This is a genomic window from Streptomyces sp. G45 (assembly GCF_049542095.1).
Lineage (GTDB): Bacteria > Actinomycetota > Actinomycetes > Streptomycetales > Streptomycetaceae > Streptomyces.
In genome coordinates this window covers 2,504,675-2,523,665 of record NZ_JBMUZU010000001.1, presented here as the reverse complement: position 1 = coordinate 2,523,665, position 18,991 = coordinate 2,504,675, and the positions used below count along the sequence as shown (strand labels likewise).

Here is an 18,991-nt window from a genome sequence, read left to right as displayed (position 1 = left end):
GGGGAGGCGGGCTCATGGGTAGGAACGGTACGGCGGGGGGTGGCCCACTCCGAAGGGAGTGTGGCGGGGATCTCTCCAGGGGAGGCCCGCTGACTTGCCGGGGAGGGGAGGGTGCCCCCTGGTCAGGCGTGCCGGGTGCCCCGCGCGGGTGTGCTGGGCAGCTCCTGCCCGGGCGCCGTGTCGTCGGCCGCCGAGGCCTCGCGCATCGCCACCACGTCCATCCGCGCGGGCGTGCCCAGGGCCGCGCCGCAGCTCTCCGGGCGCGGGGGCCGGGCGGCGCCCTGGGCGACGGTGACCTGCCAGCGCCGCCCGTCGGTGTGCGCGACGGTCACGTCCCAGCGGGGGGCGGCGCCGGTGGTGCCCAGGACGGTCAGGGCATCCGCCGAGTCCTCCCGGGCCGCCCTGCGCACGGCGAGTTCGGCGGCCTGCCCGGGGCGCTCCCAGGCCGAGCTGCCGCGGCACCCCTCAGTGACGATCCGTCCCTCGCGTACGCCCTGGAGGACCTCCTTGACCGTGTGGGCCGCGGTCCGTCCGTACGCGTAGCCGTACGGCAGCACCAGAAGCGTGGGTGAGAAGCGATGACCACCTAGATGAGTGACTTCCCAGACGCCCTGCTCTCCGGAGGCCGCGAGTTCGGCGGCGAGGGGGCGGCCGAGCAGGGCGCAGCACCGGTCGCGCTTGCCGTTCGTGCACACCAGCGCCAGCGGGGCGCCCGTGTGCGGTGTGCCGAAGCCGCCGTGGTCGCCCGCGCTGAGCGCCGCGAAGTCCAGGTCGAGCAACTGCCGCGGGTCATCCAGGACGTGGGTGCGCAGCCAGGCGTTTCCGGGGGAGGTGTGCGCCACGTACACCTGGTGCCGCGCGGGCGTGTGGCAGTCGGCGTGGCGCCCGGGGCGCCGGATGAGCGCCACGCGCACTCCGGTGGGCTCCGCGGCGCTCTCCAGGGCGCGGCCGACGTCCGGGTCCAGATGGCTGGATGTGAGCGCTTTGGCGCCCCAGGGGCCGGGCTGTTCCAGGAGTAGCCATGTCCTGGCGGTGGCCGCGGTGCCCGCGAGAGGTTCGTTCAGGTCCCGCGAGGCGGTCGCGCACGTACTCACGGAGGCGAGCCTAACCCGCGTCCGCTCCGGCACGGTTCACGTGGCCGGTCCGGCGGATCCTCAGCTCGGCCGTGCCGGGAGGGTGTCGGCTCACGCCTCGCGGGCGCCGGGGACGTCAGGGGTGCTTGGAACGGCGGGCAGCGGCTGTGGTGGGCGCAGCCCGACGTACTGGCCGACGGGGCGCATCCGCATCGGCCGCTCCTCGTACTCCTCCAGGGCGTGCGCGATCCAGCCCGCCGTGCGGGCCACCGCGAAGATGGTCTCGCCCGCTTCCTCGCGCATGCCGGACGACACGGTCAGGACAGCGAGGGCCAGGTCGACGTTGGCGCGCAGGTCGGTGTGGCGGGCGGTGGTGGCCACCACGTCGCGCGCGGCCGCCAGGGCGGGCCCGGCCTTCGGCATCACTTCGAGGAGACCGAACAGCGCCTGGGCGCGTGGGTCCTCACCGGTGTAGACGCGGTGGCCGAGCCCGGGGACGCGACGACCGGCGCGCAGCTCCTCCGCGACGACGGGGGCGGCGCTGCCGCGTTCGAGGACCTCCAAGAGCATCCGGTGGGCGAGGCCGCTCGCGGCGCCGTGCAGGGGGCCCTCCAGGACGCCGAGACCGGCCGAGACCGCCGCGTACGGGTGGGCGCGCGCCGACGCGGCGACGCGGACCGCCAGCGTGGACGCGGCCAGGTCGTGGTCGACGAGCAGGGCGAGCGCCGTGTCCAGCGCGTGGAGCGACGCCTCGTCGGGCGTGTGCCCGCTGAGGCGCCCCCACAGGCGCCCGGCGAGCGGGCCGCCGTCCCGGTGCGTGGGCAGCAGGGGAGGCAGCGCGGCGACCAGGGTGGGGATCAGGGTGCGGGCCGTGCCGACGACCGCTTCTTCGGAGAGGTCGAACCGCAGCGGGTCGGCGGCGGCCGCGGCGATGGCGGCCACCCGCAGCCGGTCCGTGGGCCCGGCGTGCGCGGGGAGGGCGCGCACAGCCAGCCGCGCCGAACCGGCCGCCTCCGGGGGTGCCGTGAAGTGGATACCGGGGCGCAGGACTCCGGTCCACAGCCATTCGGCCACCTCTTCGTAGGAGTGGGTCAGGGCCAGCTGGGCCGCGTCCACACCGCGGAAGTAGTAGCGGTCCTTGTCGATCAGCGTGATGCGGGTCCGTACGGACAGTTCGTTGGCCGACACCGGGGCGGCGCGCTCGCGGCGGTTCCTGCGGGCGAGGGCCTCGACCTCCTTGGGGTCGAAGGTGCTGCCCCGGCCGCCAGGGCCGCGGCGGCTGCTGAGCTGACCGCGGCTCACATACGCGTACACGGTCTCGGGTTTCACGCCGAGCAGTTCCGCGGCCTCTTTGGTGCTGATCCGTCGGGTGCCGTGGGCGGACGTGCCCGCTGCTTGATCGGTCATGGGCGTCACCGTATCCGTGTCCCGATGCCTGGATTTCCTGGATGCATATATTGATTCAATCAATATTGACAGGCTACGAGTCAAGCATGGACAGTCGAATCAAGTCCAGGGAGGAAGTCGAGGAACACCATGCCGATCAATGGCTCCGCCACCACCCCCAGCGCCCCCGTGGAGGTCCCCCGCGGCCTCGCGGGTGTCGTCGTCACCGAGACCCACCTCGGCGACGTCAGGGGGTACGAGGGCTTCTACCACTACCGCCAGTACTCCGCCGTGGAGCTCGCGCAGACCCGCAGCTTCGAGGACGTGTGGCACCTGATGTTCCACGGGGCGCTGCCGGACGCCGCTGAGCGCGTCGCGTTCGCCGAGCGGACGGCCGCGCTGCGGCACCTGCCCGAAGAGGTGCGGGCGGCGCTGCCCGCGATCGCCCGGGCCAGCGCGCTCTCCGGGCCGCTGTCCGGGCTGCGCACCGCCCTGTCGCTCTTCGGGGCCTCGCGGGGCTTCCGCCCGGTGTACGACATCGACGCCGAGCAACGCCGGGCCGACGCGCTGGCCGCGTCCGCCGTCGTACCGACCCTGCTGACCGCGCTGTACCGGCTCGGCCAGGGGCTCGACCCCGTGGAGCCGCGCGACGACCTCTCATACGCGGCCAACTACCTGTACATGTTGACCGGTGCCGCACCGGACGAGGCCCGTGCGCGGGCGGTCGAGCAGTACTTGATCTCCACCATTGACCACGGTTTCAACGCGTCCACCTTCACCGCCCGCGTCATCACGTCCACCGGGGCGGATGTCGCCGCCTGCCTCGTCGGGGCCGTGGGCGCGCTGTCCGGTCCGCTGCACGGCGGTGCGCCCAGCCGCGCCCTGGACACGCTCGACGCCATCGGCACGCCCGAGCGCATCGACTCCTGGATTCGGGAGCGGGTCCTCGCGGGTGAGCGCATCATGGGGTTCGGGCACCCCGTCTACCGCACGGAGGATCCCCGCTCGCGCATGCTCCGGGGCATCGCCCAGGGGTTCGGCGGTGAGCTGGTGGAACTCGCCGTCGAGGTGGAGCGGCAGGTCGAGGAGATCCTCGCGGAGCTGAAGCCCGGCCGCGAACTCCACACGAACGTGGAGTTCTACGCGGGCGTGGTCATGGAGCTCTGCGGGCTGCCGCGCGAGATGTTCACCCCGACGTTCGCCTCCGCGCGGGTCGTGGGCTGGAGCGCCAACATCCTGGAGCAGGCGGAGGACTCGAAGATCATCCGCCCGGCGGCGCGGTATGTGGGGCCGGTGCCGCCGGTGGCGGTGCCGCCCGTGGGCTGAGGTACCCGTGGACTGAGGCGCCTGTGGGCCGAGGTGCCCGCTGGCTGCGCGCACAGCTGAGGTCCGGCGCCGGTCTGGCGCCGGACCTCACACGTTGTGGGGGCGGGCGGAGGTTCTCGTCATCCGGAGGTGGCCTCGACGGGGTGTCCGGAGGCGGCCTCGACGGGGAGAAGCGCAGGGGACGGACGATGGTGCGTCCCGCTTCCGCGCCGTGGGGCACACGGGGTGACGGCGACGCGGTCGTTGCGGGCAGTCACGGCCTGGCGGCCGTTCTGCGGCCCGGCGCCGACACGACACGGGCTTCAGGTCCGGGGGATGTCCGCCCTGGCCCGGATCAGGGTCTCGCGGCTGATGACGACGATGCGTTCGTCGGCCGCGCGCGCGGCGTCATGGGGGAGCTCGCTGTCGAGCGCCGCGGTGGCCTCTGTCCCGATGACCGCGAAGTTGCCGTCGCTGAGCTCGAAGATGTCGGGGCAGGTATCACCGGCGAGGCTGCCACGTTCGCGTGGAGACGCACCGATGCGGCGCACGATCTTCAAAGTGGATCCCTGTCCTTGAGAGTGAGGGTGGGTAGGGGGAACGGGGGAAAGCAGAGCCAGCCGCCGCCTGAAGGGACAGGCGGCGGAGTGGGGACAGGGTAGTCGTTGATTGTTACGCGCTCGTTCCGGGGCCTGCTCCAACTGGGCCTATTCCGGGGGTGGTTCCCCCACCACCCACCATTCGTCGGAGTCGGCCTCGTCCAGATCGTGGATCAGCGAGTCCATCATCTGGCCTACCCGGGCTTCGTCCGAGGCGTCCTTCAGGCTGGCGCGCTGGTGGCGGGTCGCCTGCCAGTACGTGCGGAAGATCGGGTTCTGGCAGATCCAGCGGAGGTGGCCGTGCAGTTCCTCCCAGCTGACGATGCCGCTCCGGTAGGCCAGGAGGGTGTTGGTGTAGAGCGCGTTGGCGAACAGGAACTGGCGCTGCTGCGTCGGGGACTCCGCCTCGGCGATGCTGTACACGGCAGCGAGGTCCGGGTCGTCGATGGCCTTGTTCAGCAGGTAGCGCTGAAGGCCCTGCTGCTCCGCCAGCATCGCGCGCCGCCAGTCGGCGCGCTCCGCGCGCTCGGCCCGCGAGCGCAGCTCCGCGTACCTGCGCTGCTGCGCGATCAGGAGGACGACGCACCCGGCCGCGAAGGCGATCCCCGCCCCGGCCGCGGAGCGAAGCTCCCGTATCCCGAAGTTCTGACTGACCATGTCTACCCCCGATCCAGGCGACCGTCCGCCGGTCTTCGGGCATGGAGGCGACAGGGTGCGGACCGGCGAGCGATGGGCGGCGCTGCCGTCTCCCAGGGTGCCGAGCGGCTCTGATCGGCTGGAAGGCGGAGAAGAGGCGCACGGAAGCACGGCGGGCAACAGGGCTGAGGTCTCCGGGCGCCGTGACCAATGTGTGCCCCGCAAGCGCGGCTAACAATCGTTCACCTAGCGGCGCGTCTACGCGCACATATCCTGGAGCGGTCTTCACTCGCCGTACATGGTCCTGCCCGCGACCTGTATGCGCGGTGTGGGCCTGGTCCGTGCGGACGCGTGGACGTGATCCATGCGGACGTGATCAGTCTTGAACAGTGTTGATCCACCTTGACGTGAGTTGATGGCGAGGGGCGTACGTGCTTGAGCGGCAGATTCCGGTCGTGGTTCTCACGGGCTTCCTGGGGTCCGGCAAGACGACCTTGCTGAACCATCTGCTGCACCGCAGCGGCGGCAGCCGGATCGGCGCGATCGTCAATGACTTCGGGTCCATCGAGATCGACGCCATGGCCGTGGCCGGACAACTCGGCGACTCCACGGTCTCGCTCGGCAACGGCTGCCTGTGCTGTGCCGTGGACGCCAGTGAACTCGACACCTATCTGGAGCGGCTCGCCCGGCCGTCCGCCCGCATCGACGTCATCGTCATCGAGGCGAGCGGGCTCGCCGAGCCGCAGGAACTCATGCGGATGGTGCTGGCCAGCGAGAATCCGCACATCGTGTACGGCGGTCTCGTGGAGGTCGTCGACGCCGCCGAGTTCGGCGCCACCAGGGAGCGGCACCCCGAGGTGGACCGGCACCTGGGCATCGCCGACCTCGTCGTCGTCAACAAGGCGGACCGCGTGAGCGACGCGGAGCGCGAGCGGATCCTCGCCGAGGTGCGCCGCCACACCGACCGGGCCGCCGTGGTCGCCGCCTCCTACGGTCGCGTCGACGTGGAGCTCCTCCTGGACCGCAAGCCCCTGGAGGAACGCGTCGGGCAGCTCTCCTTCGACGACCTGCACGACCACGGCGAGGCGGCGCACGGCAGGGACGCCGACGGCGACTGCCGGTGCGGCGACCCCGGGCACGCCCATCTGCACACCGGCTACGAAAGCCTCTCCTTCACCTCCGAAGCGCCCCTGAACCCCCGTCGGCTCATGGCGTTCCTCGACAGCAGGCCCGAGGGGCTCTACCGCATCAAGGGGTACGTCGACTTCGGTGCCGCCGACGCCCGCAACCGGTACGCCGTGCACTCCGTAGGGCGGTTCCTGCGCTTCTACCCCGAGCCGTGGGACGCCGGGGAGAAGCGGCTCACCCAGCTCGTCCTCATCGGCTCCGGCATCGACGTACCGGCGCTGCACGAGCAGCTGAGCCGGTGCCAGGAGGGCGACGAAGACGCCCCGCACGCGGATGAGTTCGGCATGTGGGGGGTGCTGCGGTATGTGCGGGAGCCCGAGCCGGAGACGGGCCGTGAGGGGACGGGCGATCCCGAGCTGGGCCTCGGCGTCGGCGACGGTTCGGCCATGGATCCCGCCTTGGACCTCTACGCCGACCCTGACGCGGACGCTGAGCCCAGCCTCTAAGGGGAGCGCGCCGACGTCTGCGCGGCTCGGCACGAACGCGCCCACGGGGCATCTCGGGCAGGGCCAGTGCGCAGCCGCCTGCCCCTGCCCGGGCTCGTCGGCTCCCCGCAGGCCGTCCGCCTACAGGGGCGCCTTGCCCGGTGCGCCGTGAGCCCGCCCCCGCCCCGGCGAGGGCACCCCACCCCCTAAGGGGCGCACGGGGTGCCACGGACGGCGCACGCCCAGAAGGGGGCGCCCCATCCACCCTCGGCGCCCCCTGCCCACGTCACACCCGCCCCGCCAGTGTCACGCCGGACCGGACACCGGTGCCACGCCCAGCCGGACACCAGTGCCACGCCCGGCCGGACACCGGCGTCACACCCGGCCGGACACCGGCGTCACACCGGACCGGCCACCGCCGCCACCGGCTTCGCCAGGGACACCCCGGAGCCGTCCCGGCGCGGGTCGGGCTCCGGAAGCTCGGCGGGCAGGCCGTTGCGCTGGGCCGCGCGCGGGGGCGTCGGGCCCGCCCAGGCGAAGCTCAGGCAGTCCTCGCCCTTCAGGAACCGCTGCACGCGGACACCGCCCGTGGCCCGGCCCTTGCGCGGATACTGGTCGAACGGCGTGAGCTTCGCCGTCGTCTGCACCGAGTCGTCGAGCGTGCCGCGCGAGCCCGCGACCGTGAACACCGCCGCGTCCGCCGCCGGGTCGACCGCGGTGAAGGAGATGACCTTCGCGCCCTGCGCGAGCTTGATGCCCGCCATGCCGCCCGCCGGGCGGCCCTGCGGACGGACCTGCCCCGCCTGGTAGCGCAGCAGCTGCGCGTCGTCCGTGATGAAGACCAGGTCCTCCTCGCCCGTGCGCAGCTCGACCGCGCCGACGACGCGGTCGCCGTCCTTGAGCGTGATGACCTCCAGCTCCTCCTTGTTGGCCGGATAGTCGGGGACCACGCGCTTGACGACGCCCTGCTCGGTGCCGAGCGCCAGGCCCGGCGAGGACTCGTCGAGCGTGGTCAGGCAGACCAGCTTCTCGTCCGCCTCCAGGGTGAGCAGCTCCGCGACCGGGGCGCCGCCGGAGAGGTTGGGCGCGGACGCCGTGTCCGGCAGCTGGGGCAGGTCGACCACGGCGAGCCGCAGCAGCCGTCCCGCCGACGTCACCGCGCCGACCTCGCCGCGGGCCGTCGAGGGCACCGCGGAGACGATCACGTCGTGCTTGACGCGCTTGCCGCCGCCTTCGGAGAAGGGCTCGCCATTGGCCGTACGCGCGAGCAGGCCCGTGGAGGACAGCAGGACGCGGCACGGGTCGTCGGCGACCTGGAGGGACACCGCGGGGGCCGGGGTGCCGGAGGACTCCAGGAGGACCGTGCGCCGCTCGGTGCCGAACTTCTTGGACACGGCGGCCAGTTCGGAGGAGACCAGCTTGCGCAGCTCCGCGTCCGACTCGAGGATCCGGGTCAGCTCCTCGATCTCCGCGTTCAGCTTGTCGCGCTCGGACTCCAGCTCGATGCGGTCGTACTTGGTGAGGCGGCGCAGCGGGGTGTCCAGGATGTACTGCGTCTGGACCTCGCTCAGGGAGAAGCGGTCCATCAGGCGCTGCTTGGCCTGCGCGCTGTTCTCGCTGGAGCGGATGAGGCGGATGACCTCGTCGATGTCCACGAGGGCGACGAGCAGGCCCTCCACCAGGTGCAGCCGGTCACGCTTCTTGCCGCGGCGGAACTCGCTGCGGCGGCGCACCACGTCGAAGCGGTGGTCCAGATAGACCTCGAGCAGCTCCTTGAGGCCGAGGGTGAGGGGCTGGCCGTCCACCAGCGCCACGTTGTTGATGCCGAAGGACTCCTCCATCGGCGTGAGCTTGTACAGCTGCTCCAGGACGGCTTCCGGGACGAAGCCGTTCTTGATCTCGATGACCAGGCGCAGGCCGTGCTCGCGGTCGGTGAGGTCCTTGACGTCGGCGATGCCCTGGAGCTTCTTGGAGCCGACCAGGTCCTTGATCTTGGCGATCACCTTCTCCGGGCCGACCGTGAAGGGCAGTTCGGTGACGACCAGGCCCTTGCGGCGCGGCGTCACGTTCTCCACGGAGACCGTGGCGCGGGTCCTGAAGGTGCCGCGGCCCGTTTCGTACGCGTCCCTGATGCCGGACAGGCCGACGATCCGGCCGCCCGTGGGCAGGTCCGGGCCCGGGACGAACTTCATCAGCGTCTCCAGGTCGGCACCCGGGTGCTTGATGAGGTGGCGGGCGGCGGCGATGACCTCGCTCAGATTGTGCGGCGGCATGTTGGTCGCCATGCCCACGGCGATGCCGGACGAGCCGTTCACCAGGAGGTTCGGGTAGGCCGCCGGGAGGGCGACGGGCTCCATCTCCTGGCCGTCGTAGTTCGGCGTGAAGTCGACCGTGTCCTCGTCGATCGACTCCGTCATCAGGGACGTGGCGTCGGCCATGCGGCATTCCGTGTACCGCATCGCGGCGGGCGGGTCGTCGTTGCCCAGGGAGCCGAAGTTGCCGTGGCCGTCGACCATGGGCAGGCGCATGGAGAAGGGCTGCGCCATGCGCACCAGGGCGTCGTAGATCGACGCGTCGCCGTGCGGGTGCAGCTTGCCCATGACCTCGCCGACGACGCGGGCACACTTGACGTACCCGCGCTCGGGGCGCAGGCCCATCTCGTTCATCTGGTAGACGATGCGCCGCTGGACCGGCTTCATGCCGTCACGGGCGTCCGGCAGGGCGCGGGAGTAGATGACCGAATAGGCGTACTCGAGGAAGGAGCCCTGCATCTCATCCACGACGTCGATGTCGAGGATCTTTTCCTCGAAGTCGTCGGGCGGCGGGGTCTTCGTGCTGCGGCGGGCCATCGCTGCTGCGGCTCCTTCACCAACAAGTGCGGGATCTGACGCCGACCATTGTGGACCGTCCCACTGACAACCCCGACCACGACCCGGGCCCGGACGCGCCGCAACCAGGCGGTCGGCCGCCTCGGCGGGCGCCGTGCCGAGGGGGTGCGTCACCCTGGGGGAGCGCCTTGGGAGGGAGCGCCACGCCCAGCTTGGGGGAGCCCCCTGTAGCCCGGGGGCGCGCCACCCGCGGAGGGCGATCGCGCCCGCGCCCGCCCCTGCGCCCCCCATTCGTCAGCCCGCGCCCGCCCCCGCGCCCCCATCCGTCAGCCCGCCCCCGCCCCCGTCACCCCCGCGCGGTAACACGATCACGCCCACGGCGAACGCCGACTACGCCGAGGGCGGAGCGGGAACTTCGCCAGGTGTCAGCACGCTTGCTTACAGTGGCAGGACTGGCAGCACCTACTGAGGATTCAGCGATCGAAGGGACGTACATGCCCATGGGTCACACGGCCACGGCCGAAGCCGGCTCCGGCGGCCTGACAGCGACCGAGCACCGGCTGGCCAACGGCCTGCGCGTGGTGCTCTCCGAGGACCACCTGACCCCGGTCGCCGCGGTCTGCCTCTGGTACGACGTGGGGTCGCGCCACGAGGTGGAGGGCCGCACGGGCCTTGCCCACCTGTTCGAGCACCTGATGTTCCAGGGCTCGAAGCAGGTGCACGGCAACGGCCACTTCGAGCTGGTACAGGGCGCGGGCGGCTCGCTGAACGGCACCACCAGCTTCGAGCGCACCAACTACTTCGAGACGATGCCCGCCCACCAGCTGGAGCTCGCGCTCTGGCTGGAGGCCGACCGCATGGGCTCCCTCCTGTCGGCGCTCGACGAGGAGTCGATGGACAACCAGCGCGACGTGGTGAAGAACGAGCGCCGCCAGCGCTACGACAACGTTCCGTACGGCACGGCGTTCGAGAGGCTCACCGCCCTGTCGTACCCGAAGGGCCACCCCTACCACCACACGCCGATCGGCTCCATGGCCGACCTGGACGCCGCCACCCTCGACGACGCCCGGCAGTTCTTCCGCACGTACTACGCGCCGAACAACGCCGTCCTCTCCGTAGTGGGCGACATCGACCCGGAGCAGACGCTCGCCTGGATCGAGAAGTACTTCGGCTCCATCCCGTCGCACGACGGCAAGCAGCCCCCGAGGGACGGCTCGCTGCCCGAGCGCATCGGCAAGGAGCTGCGCGAGGTCGTCGAGGAGGACGTCCCGGCCCGCGCCCTGATGGCCGCCTACCGCCTCCCCGAGGACGGCACCCGCGCGTGCGACGCCGCCGACCTGGCGCTCACGGTCCTCGGCAGCGGCGAGTCCTCCCGGCTCTACAACCGCCTGGTGCGCCGTGACCGCACGGCCGTGACCGCGGGCTTCGGCCTGCTGCGGCTCGCCGGGGCGCCCTCGCTCGGCTGGCTCGACGTGAAGACCTCCGGCGACGTCGAGGTCCCCGTCATCGAGGCCGCCGTCGACGAGGAGCTGGCCCGGTTCGCCGAGGAGGGCCCCACTCCGGAGGAGATGGAGCGCGCCCAGGCCCAGTTGGAGCGCGAGTGGCTCGACCGGCTCGGCACGGTGGCGGGCCGCGCCGACGAACTGTGCCGGTTCGCCGTCCTGTTCGGCGACCCGCAGCTCGCCCTGACCGCCGTCCAGCGCGTCCTGGACGTCACCGCGGAGGAAGTCCAGGAGGTCGCCAAGGCCCGCCTGCGCCCCGACAACCGCGCGGTCCTGGTCTACGAGCCCGTGGCCGCCGAGGCCGCCGCCGACGAGACCGAGCAGGAAGAAGAGGAGGCGGCGAAGTGACCGAGACGGAGACGCCCGTGACGATGGAGTTCCACCCCCAGCCCCAGGCGGGCGCCGCCAAGCCCTGGGCGTTCCCGGCCCCCGAGCGCGGCGCTCTGGACAACGGCCTGACGGTGCTGCGCTGCCACCGCCCCGGCCAGCGGCTCGTGGCCGTCGAGGTCCACCTCGACGCGCCCCTGGACGCCGAGCCCCAGGGCCTCGACGGCGTCGCCACGATCATGGCGAGGGCCTTCTCCGAAGGCACCGACAAGCACTCCGCGGAGGAGTTCGCCGCCGAGCTCGACCGCTGCGGCGCCACGCTCGACGCCCACGCGGACCACCCCGGCGTCCGCGTCTCCCTGGAAGTGCCCGTCTCCCGCCTGCCCAAGGCGCTCGGCCTGCTCGCCGACGCCCTGCGGGCGCCCGCCTTCGCGGACAGCGAGATCGAGCGCCTGGTGCGCAACCGCCTGGACGAGATCCCGCACGAGACCGCCAACCCCGCGCGCCGCGCCGCCAAGGAGCTGGCCAAGCAGCTCTTCCCGGCGACCGCCCGCATGTCCCGCCCGCGCCAGGGCACGGAGGAGACGGTCACCGCGATCGACTCCGCCGCCGTCCGCGCCTTCTACGAGAAGCACGTGCGCCCCGCGGCGGCCACCGCCGTCGTCGTCGGCGACCTCACGGGCACCGACCTGGACGCCGTCCTCGCCGACACCCTCGGCGCCTGGACCGGCGGCCCGGCCGAGCCGCGCCCGGTGCCCCCGGTGACCGCCGACGACAGGGGCCGGGTCGTCATCGTGGACCGCCCCGGCGCCGTGCAGACGCAGCTCCTCATCGGCCGCGTCGGCGCGGACCGGCACGCCCGCGTGTGGCCCGCCCAGGTCCTCGGCACGTACTGCCTGGGCGGCACCCTCACCTCGCGCCTCGACCGCGTCCTGCGCGAGGAGAAGGGGTACACATACGGGGTGCGCGCCTTCAGTCAGGTGCTGCGCTCCGCGCCGGACGGCTCCGGCAGCGCCATGCTCGCCATCAGCGGCTCCGTGGACACGCCCAACACGGGCCCGGCGCTCGACGACCTGTGGAAGGTGCTGCGCACCCTCGCCGCGGAGGGCCTCACGGACGCCGAGCGCGACGTCGCCGTGCAGAACCTGGTGGGCGTGGCCCCGCTGAAGTACGAGACGGCCGCGGCGGTCGCCGCCACCCTCGCCGACCAGGTCGAGCAGCACCTCCCGGACGACTTCCAGGCCCATTTGTACCGGCAGTTGGCCGAGACCGGCACCGTCGAGGCCACCGCGGCCGTCGTCAGCGCCTTCCCGAGCGACCGCCTGGTGACGGTCCTCGTGGGTGACGCGGCGCAGATCGCGGAGCCCGTGAAGGCGCTCGGCATCGGCGAGGTGACGGTCGTCACCGGCTGAGCGGCGGGCCCGCCGCCACGCGCATGGCCGGGCCCGCCGCCACGCGCATGGCCGGGCCCGCCACTGCGCGCATGGCCGGGCCCGCCACTGCGCGGGCCGACAGGCCCGCCGCCACCCCCGCCAAGCAGGTTCGGCACCGCCCGGACAAACCGGCACCAACACCGCGTAACTCAAGGGACCCCGGAGGCTCAAGAAGCCCCTGGGGTCCCTGCATGCCGCCATATGTCCGAATTGACAGGGAGGTTGGGTGTCTGCCGTGTGGCGTGCGCTACAAAAGCCGGGATCCGTTTGTCGATTGAAAGAAGAGCCGTTTAGCGTCGATCCGGCTGTCCGTCAGGCAGTACGCCGCGTCCGCGGCACCGGACAGTCATCGCCGAGTCCCCGTACGGCGCGAGCCAGGGGAGCCGGGGACCCAAGTCCCCTGGGGTGAATCGGACGCCTTGCCGCGCGGCGAGGAGCCCGTAGGAGACCTTCCTGCTCCGAACCCGTCAGCTAACCCGGTAGGCGAGAAGGAAGGAAAGGACCAGCCGCTTCATGGCGCTCATCCGCCCGACCGGCAAGCACCGCCGCCCGAGCCGCCTCACGCGCACCACGGCCAGCGCCGCCGGTGTCGCCGCGCTCACCACCACCGGCGTCATCTCGGGCCTCGCCGCTCCGGCGCTCGCCGCCGACGCGCCCGCCGACCACGCGACCACCGGCCTGACCCCGGCCATCTCCGTCGGCGACTCCCTGGCCAGCGAGATCGACACGCAGGCCGCCGTGCAGAAGCAGGCCGCCATCGACGCCGCGGCGCAGAAGCAGGCCGAGGAAGCGGCGCGCCAGAAGGCCGCCGAGCAGAAGCGCCGTGCGGAGGCCGCCGCGAAGGCCAAGGCGGAGGCCAAGGCGAAGAAGGAGCGCGAGGCCCGTGAGGCCCGCGAGGCCAAGGAGCGCGCCGCCCGCGACGCCGAGCGCAAGCGCCTGAACGCCTACGTGGCCCCGGTCAGCGGCTCGTACGTCTCCACCGCCTACAAGGCGGGCGGCGGCATGTGGTCCTCCGGCAGCCACACCGGCATCGACTTCCACGCCGCGTCCGGCACCTCGGTCAAGGCCGTCGGCGCGGGCACCGTCGTCGAGGCGGGCTGGGGCGGCGCCTACGGCAACAACGTCGTGATCAAGATGAACGACGGCACGTACACGCAGTACGGCCACCTGTCCTCCCTCAGCGTCACCGTCGGCCAGACCGTGACCCCCGGCCAGCAGATCGGCCTGTCCGGCTCCACCGGCAACTCCTCCGGCCCGCACCTCCACTTCGAGGCCCGCACCGGCGCCGACTACGGCTCGGACATCGACCCGATCGCGTACCTGCGCTCCCACGGCGTCAACGTCTGACCCGGCACGCGTCGCCCTCGACGCGACCTCACCGTACGAAAGCCGTACGAAAGCCCCGGCTCCCCGTGCCGGGGCTTTCGGCGTCACGGGACCGGAAGCCCGAAGTCCGAAGCGCAATCCCCCCCCGGGAGCCCAATGCCCGGGGCCGAGGCTCGTCCGGCCCGAGGCCCGACCGGCCCATACCCCGGGACCTGGGACCTGTGGCCAAAAGATATCCATGGAATCCGCGCACCGTCGGAAAACCCGGCCCCCTGCCATAGAGTCCGTAGAGCCCATAGAGCCCTTGGCATCCAAAGAGCCCTCGGGCATAAGGGGAATTGACGCGGAGGTCCGTCATGCGTATTCCCGCACACTCGGTGTGCACGGCCATCCGGGACGACATCGTCGCCGGTGTCTACGAACGCGGCACGCGCCTCACCGAAGAACTGCTGGCCCGACGCTACGGAGTCTCCCGCGTCCCCGTGCGCGAGGCCCTGCGCACCCTGGAGGCGGAGGGCTTCGTCGTCACGCGCAGGCACGCGGGCGCATGCGTCGCCGAGCCCACCGAGCAGGACGCCGCCGACCTCCTCGAGGTCCGCACGCTCCTGGAGCCGCTGGCCGCCGCCCGCGCCGCGCAGCGGCGCACGGACGCCCATCTGAAGGTGCTGCGCGGCCTCGTGCGGCTCGGCCAGGAGCGGGCCCGGCGCGGCGGCGGCGAGGAACTGCGCTCGCTCGACGCCTGGTTCCACGAGACGCTCGCCCAGGCCTCCGCGAGCCCGGGCCTGATCGCCCTGCTCACGCAGTTGCGCCACAAGATGGCGTGGATGTACGTGGAGCAGGTCCCGGCGGTGCCCGAGCGGACCTGGGCGGGGCACGCCGCGGTCGTCGACGCCGTCGCCCGCCGCGACATGGAGCGCGCGCGGGCGCTCACCACCCTGGACGCCGAGCGCGCGGCGTCCGCCTGCCGTCCCCGTATCGCGGGTACCGCGGGCCGCGCCGGACGTGTGAGGGATTCGCAACACGCCGTCAACAGAGTGGGCGTACGGAATTAACGGCGGCGCCGTACACAAGGAACGGGGAAAGGCGCGCCGCCGAGTTTCAGAGCGTGCGGGCGTCCAGTGCTTCCGGTATTCCCTTTCCGTGCCCGGCGCGTCTCGTCGTACCAGGTAATCCCGAATGATTTCCGGGCGCCCGGCGCCGCCGTGGCGCACTCGGGAAGACAGCCGTGGCGCACTCGGGAAGACATAAGCGCGGGCACGCCCTTGAAGAACGCGAAAACGGCGGAGCCGCGTGGACCCAGAAGGGGCCCGCGCGGCTCCGCCGTACGGTGTCCGACAGTGTCAGACGGTCTCCGGAAGCTCCTCAAGGCCCTCCGCGACCAGCTTCGCCAGGCGGTCGAGGGCGGCGTCCGCACCCTCGGCGTCCGAAGCGAGGACGATCTCCTCGCCGCCCTGCGCGCCCAGGCCGAGCACCGCGAGCATGGAGGCGGCGTTCACCGGGGTGCCGCCCGCCTTGGCGATGGTCACGGGGACGCCCGCGGCCGTGGCCGCACGGACGAAGATGGAGGCGGGCCGGGCGTGGAGGCCCTCGGCCCAGCCGACGTTGACGCGGCGCTCAGCCATGTGTTGCTGCCCTTCCAGGTGTCTCACACTTGTCTAGACCAGTGTCTCATGCCGACCCGGATGCTCCTGGTCGGACCACCGCCGCGGCCACGTCCGGCTCTCTCGCGCCGCCGGGCCGCCTCGTGACCCCTCCACCTTGCCCCGGCCCCCACCGCACCGCGACCCGTACCCTGGGCCCCATGCAGACCCCGCCGGACCGGCACGCGTACCCCTCGCACTGGGAGGCCGACGTGGTCCTGCGCGACGGCGGCACCGCCAGGATCCGCCCCATCACCGCCGACGACGCCGACCGGCTGGTCAGCTTCTTCGAGCAGGTCTCCGACGAGTCGAAGTACTACCGCTTCTTCGCCCCGTACCCCCGCCTGTCCGCCAAGGACGTGCACCGCTTCACCCACCACGACTACGTGGACCGCGTGGGCCTCGCCGCCACGGTCGGCGGCGAGTTCATCGCCACCGTCCGCTACGACCGCATCGACGCTCAGGGCCGCCCCGCCTCCGCGCCCGCCGACGAGGCCGAGGTCGCCTTCCTCGTCCAGGACGCCCACCAGGGCCGGGGCGTCGCCTCCGCCCTGCTCGAACACATCGCGGCCGTCGCCCGCGAGCGGGGCATCCGCCGCTTCGCCGCCGAAGTCCTGCCCGCCAACACCAAGATGGTCAAGGTCTTCACCGACGCCGGGTACCAGCAGCAGCGCAGCTTCGAGGACGGCGTCGTCCGCCTCGAACTGGACCTGGAGCCCACCGACCGCTCCGTCGCCGTCCAGCGGGCCCGCGAGCAGCGCGCCGAGGCCCGCTCTGTCCAGCGGCTCCTCGCCCCCGGCTCCGTCGCCGTCATCGGTGTCGGCCGCGGCGAGGGCGGCGTCGGCCGCGGCATCCTGCGCAACCTCCTGGCCGCGGGGTTCACCGGCCGCCTGCACGCCGTCAACGCCGCCTTCGCCGACGGGACCGAGGTCGACGGCGTCCCCGCCCACCGCTCCGTGCGCGACATCCCCGAGCCCGTGGACCTGGCCGTCGTCGCCGTCGCCGCCGAGCGCGTTCCGCAGGCCGTCGCCGACTGCGGCGACCACGGCGTGCAGGGGCTCGTCGTGGTCTCCGCCGGATACGCCGAAAGCGGCACCGAGGGCCGCGAGCGGCAGCGCGCCCTGGTGCGCCAGGTCCGCTCCTACGGGATGCGCCTGATCGGACCCAACGCCTTCGGAGTCATCAACACCTCTCCGGGGGTGCGGCTGAACGCCTCCCTGGCGCCCGCGATGCCCGCCGCCGGGCGCATCGGCCTGTTCACCCAGTCCGGCGCCATCGGCATCGCCCTGCTGTCCCGTCTGCACCGGCGGACCGCGGGCCTGTCGGGCCTGTCCACGTGCGTCAGCGCCGGGAACCGCGCGGACGTGTCGGGCAACGACGTGCTCCAGTACTGGTACGACGACCCGGACACGGACGTCGCCCTCATGTACCTGGAGTCCATCGGCAACCCCCGCAAGTTCACCCGCCTCGCCCGCCGCACCGCCGCCGTCAAACCGCTCGTCGTCGTCCAGGGCGCCCGGCACAGCGGCATCGCGCCCACCGGCCACGCGGACGCCGCCACCCGCCTGCCGCACGCCACCGTGTCCGCCCTGCTCCGCCAGGCCGGAGTGATCCGCGTCGACACGGTCACCGAACTCGTCGACGCCGGTCTGCTGCTCGCCGGACAGCCCCTCCCCGCGGGCCCCCGCGTCGCCGTCCTCGGCAACTCCGAGTCCCTCGGCCTGCTCACGTACGACGCCTGCGTCGCCGAGGGCCTGCGCCCGCTGCCGCCGCGCGACCTCACCACCGCCGCCACTCCGGAGGACTTCCGCACCGCCCTCGCGGGCGCCCTCGCCGACGACGGCTGCGACGCCGTGGTCGTCACCGTCATCCCCTCCCTGGGGGAGTCGAGCCGCCGGGACACGCCCCCCGGAGAGACGGGCCACCAGAGCGCCCTCTCCGTAGGCACGGGCCACCAGAGCGGACCCCCCGTAGAGACGGACTCCCGGCCCGCCCCTTCCGGAGAGACGGCCCACCAAAGCGGACCTCCCGTAGAGACGGCCCACCAAAGCGGACCTCCCGTAGAGACGGTCCACCAAAGCGGACCTCCCGTAGAGACGGACTCCCGGCCTGCCCCCTCCGGAGAGGCGCACCCCCAGGGTGAGGGCGAAACGCTCGCCGCCGCCCTCCGCGCCGCCGCGGCCACCTGCCCCACCAAGCCCGTCACCGTCGTCCACGTGGAGCTGGGCGGCCTCGCCGAAGCCCTCTCCGTAGCGGCCAGCACCGGCCCCCGCGCCACCCCCGCCCCGCCCCCGCACCCCACGGCCCCCGACGCCGCCACCCCACCCCAGGCGCCGGACCCCCAGCAGCCCCCCGAGCGCACCCGCATCCCCGCCTACCCCGCCCCCGAGCGCGCCGTCCGCGCCCTGGCCGAGGCCGTCAAGTACGCCCAGTGGCGCCGGGACCTCGCCGACACCGGCAAGGTCCCCGAGTACGACGACATCGACGAACACGGCGCCGCCGACCTCGTCGCACGCCTGCTCTCCAAGAGCGACGGCACCCACGGCGTCACCCTCGGCCCCGCCGACGCCCACGACCTGCTCGCCCGCTACGGCATCCGCGTCCACCAGGCCCTGCCCGGCCCCGACGCCGACGCCGCCGCCCGCGCCGCCGACCGGCTCGGCTACCCCGTGGCGCTCAAGACCACCGCCCCGCACCTGCGCCACCGCCCCGACCTCGGCGGCGTACGCCTCGACCTCTCCGACGAGGACCAGCTGCGCCGCGCCTACCGCGAGCTCACCCACACCCTCGGCAGGCCCGCCGAGCTGCGCCCCGTCGTCCAGCGCATGGTCGCCCGCGGCGTCGACACCGTCGTGCGCGCCGGACACGACGCCGCCGCCGGAGCCGTGCTGTCCTTCGGGCTCGCCGGAGCCGCGTCCGACCTCCTCGGCGATGTCGCGCACCGTCTGATTCCGGTCACCGACCGCGAGGCCAGGCAGCTCGTCCGATCCATCCGGACGGCCCCGCTCCTGTTCGGCTGGCGCGGCTCCGCCCCCGTCGACACCCCCGCCCTCGAAGAGCTCCTGCAGCGCCTGTCCCGGCTCGTCGACGACCACCCCGAAGTCGTCTCCGTCTCCCTGGAACCAGTGGTCGTCGCCCAGGACGGCCTCTCCGTCCTCAGCGCCTCCGTGCGGCTCGCCCCGCCACCGGCCCGCGACGACCTCGGCCCCCGCACCCTGCCCGCCTACTGACCCGCCGCGCCCCGGCCCGCGCCCACGCCGCCCCGGGCGCCGGGTGCGGACGCGGCCACTGCGCACCTGCGGCCATGCGCCGGGTCGTAGGAT

Annotated in this window: 13 protein-coding genes and 1 riboswitch; of the genes, 7 read left to right on the top strand and 6 right to left on the bottom strand. The window is 73.0% G+C overall.

The genetic code is table 11. The annotated features are described in order from the left end of the window. Window positions 1-122: 122 nt before the first annotated feature. Both ACOBQU_RS09955 and ACOBQU_RS09950 read right to left on the bottom strand, forming a co-directional pair. Window positions 123-1,094 (bottom strand): sucrase ferredoxin, encoded by a 972-nt coding sequence (locus ACOBQU_RS09955; RefSeq protein WP_423625890.1) that lies wholly within the window; start codon window positions 1,092-1,094, stop codon window positions 123-125. Window positions 1,095-1,184: 90 nt separating this feature from the next. Beyond that, complete coding sequence (locus ACOBQU_RS09950) at window positions 1,185-2,480, bottom strand: citrate synthase (protein WP_423625888.1); 1,296 nt, start codon at window positions 2,478-2,480, stop codon at window positions 1,185-1,187. A gap of 129 nt (window positions 2,481-2,609) precedes the next feature. Here ACOBQU_RS09950 and ACOBQU_RS09945 point away from each other — a divergent pair, with 129 nt between their 5' ends. Further along, the gene (locus ACOBQU_RS09945) at window positions 2,610-3,785 is read left to right on the top strand and encodes a citrate synthase (RefSeq protein ID WP_423625886.1); all 1,176 of its coding nucleotides are present in this window, start codon (window positions 2,610-2,612) and stop codon (window positions 3,783-3,785) included. A gap of 302 nt (window positions 3,786-4,087) precedes the next feature. On the opposite strand, the gene ACOBQU_RS09940 is transcribed toward ACOBQU_RS09945, so the two are convergent. Then, the gene (locus ACOBQU_RS09940; RefSeq protein WP_423625884.1) at window positions 4,088-4,324 is read right to left on the bottom strand and encodes a hypothetical protein; all 237 of its coding nucleotides are present in this window, start codon (window positions 4,322-4,324) and stop codon (window positions 4,088-4,090) included. A 147-nt stretch (window positions 4,325-4,471) separates the two neighbouring features. Further along, a complete protein-coding gene (locus ACOBQU_RS09935; protein ID WP_423625882.1) occupies window positions 4,472-5,020 on the bottom strand; it encodes a DUF6082 family protein in 549 nt (182 codons plus the stop codon). Between the two features lie 410 nt (window positions 5,021-5,430). Here ACOBQU_RS09935 and ACOBQU_RS09930 point away from each other — a divergent pair, with 410 nt between their 5' ends. Further along, window positions 5,431-6,633, top strand: a complete 1,203-nt coding sequence (locus ACOBQU_RS09930; RefSeq protein WP_423625880.1) for a CobW family GTP-binding protein — start codon at window positions 5,431-5,433, stop codon at window positions 6,631-6,633. 377 nt (window positions 6,634-7,010) lie between these two features. Here ACOBQU_RS09930 and ACOBQU_RS09925 read toward each other — a convergent pair whose 3' ends face one another. Beyond that, the gene (locus ACOBQU_RS09925) at window positions 7,011-9,461 is read right to left on the bottom strand and encodes a DNA gyrase/topoisomerase IV subunit A (protein ID WP_423625879.1); all 2,451 of its coding nucleotides are present in this window, start codon (window positions 9,459-9,461) and stop codon (window positions 7,011-7,013) included. 473 nt (window positions 9,462-9,934) lie between these two features. On the opposite strand from ACOBQU_RS09925, the gene ACOBQU_RS09920 reads away from it, so the two are divergent. From ACOBQU_RS09920 to ACOBQU_RS09905, 4 genes are all read left to right on the top strand, one after another. Next, window positions 9,935-11,290, top strand: a complete 1,356-nt coding sequence (locus ACOBQU_RS09920; protein ID WP_423625877.1) for a M16 family metallopeptidase — start codon at window positions 9,935-9,937, stop codon at window positions 11,288-11,290. Between the two features lie 23 nt (window positions 11,291-11,313). Then, on the top strand, window positions 11,314-12,681 hold the full coding sequence (locus ACOBQU_RS09915; RefSeq protein ID WP_423634378.1) for a M16 family metallopeptidase: 1,368 nt from the start codon (window positions 11,314-11,316) through the stop codon (window positions 12,679-12,681). Window positions 12,682-13,042: 361 nt separating this feature from the next. After that, window positions 13,043-13,202: riboswitch (cyclic di-AMP (ydaO/yuaA leader) on the top strand. Between the two features lie 13 nt (window positions 13,203-13,215). Continuing rightward, window positions 13,216-14,049, top strand: a complete 834-nt coding sequence (locus tag ACOBQU_RS09910; RefSeq protein WP_423625875.1) for a M23 family metallopeptidase — start codon at window positions 13,216-13,218, stop codon at window positions 14,047-14,049. 335 nt (window positions 14,050-14,384) lie between these two features. Then, a complete protein-coding gene (locus tag ACOBQU_RS09905; RefSeq protein ID WP_423625873.1) occupies window positions 14,385-15,080 on the top strand; it encodes a GntR family transcriptional regulator in 696 nt (231 codons plus the stop codon). A gap of 288 nt (window positions 15,081-15,368) precedes the next feature. Here the strand turns inward: ACOBQU_RS09905 and ACOBQU_RS09900 are convergent, their stop codons facing one another. Next, window positions 15,369-15,650, bottom strand: coding sequence for an HPr family phosphocarrier protein (locus ACOBQU_RS09900; RefSeq protein ID WP_006136411.1), 282 nt, complete (start codon window positions 15,648-15,650; stop codon window positions 15,369-15,371). 179 nt (window positions 15,651-15,829) lie between these two features. On the opposite strand from ACOBQU_RS09900, the gene ACOBQU_RS09895 reads away from it, so the two are divergent. After that, window positions 15,830-18,898, top strand: coding sequence for a GNAT family N-acetyltransferase (locus tag ACOBQU_RS09895; protein WP_423625870.1), 3,069 nt, complete (start codon window positions 15,830-15,832; stop codon window positions 18,896-18,898). Window positions 18,899-18,991: the final 93 nt, after the last annotated feature.

Coding starts and splice junctions, on each gene's coding strand:
- ACOBQU_RS09950 (WP_423625888.1), bottom strand. CDS start 2,480: ATGACCGATCAAGCAGCGGGCACGTCCGCCCACGGCACCCGACGGATC.
- ACOBQU_RS09945 (WP_423625886.1), top strand. CDS start 2,610: ATGCCGATCAATGGCTCCGCCACCACCCCCAGCGCCCCCGTGGAGGTC.
- ACOBQU_RS09935 (WP_423625882.1), bottom strand. CDS start 5,020: ATGGTCAGTCAGAACTTCGGGATACGGGAGCTTCGCTCCGCGGCCGGG.
- ACOBQU_RS09925 (WP_423625879.1), bottom strand. CDS start 9,461: ATGGCCCGCCGCAGCACGAAGACCCCGCCGCCCGACGACTTCGAGGAA.
- ACOBQU_RS09920 (WP_423625877.1), top strand. CDS start 9,935: ATGCCCATGGGTCACACGGCCACGGCCGAAGCCGGCTCCGGCGGCCTG.
- ACOBQU_RS09915 (WP_423634378.1), top strand. CDS start 11,314: ATGGAGTTCCACCCCCAGCCCCAGGCGGGCGCCGCCAAGCCCTGGGCG.
- ACOBQU_RS09910 (WP_423625875.1), top strand. CDS start 13,216: ATGGCGCTCATCCGCCCGACCGGCAAGCACCGCCGCCCGAGCCGCCTC.
- ACOBQU_RS09905 (WP_423625873.1), top strand. CDS start 14,385: ATGCGTATTCCCGCACACTCGGTGTGCACGGCCATCCGGGACGACATC.
- ACOBQU_RS09900 (WP_006136411.1), bottom strand. CDS start 15,650: ATGGCTGAGCGCCGCGTCAACGTCGGCTGGGCCGAGGGCCTCCACGCC.
- ACOBQU_RS09895 (WP_423625870.1), top strand. CDS start 15,830: ATGCAGACCCCGCCGGACCGGCACGCGTACCCCTCGCACTGGGAGGCC.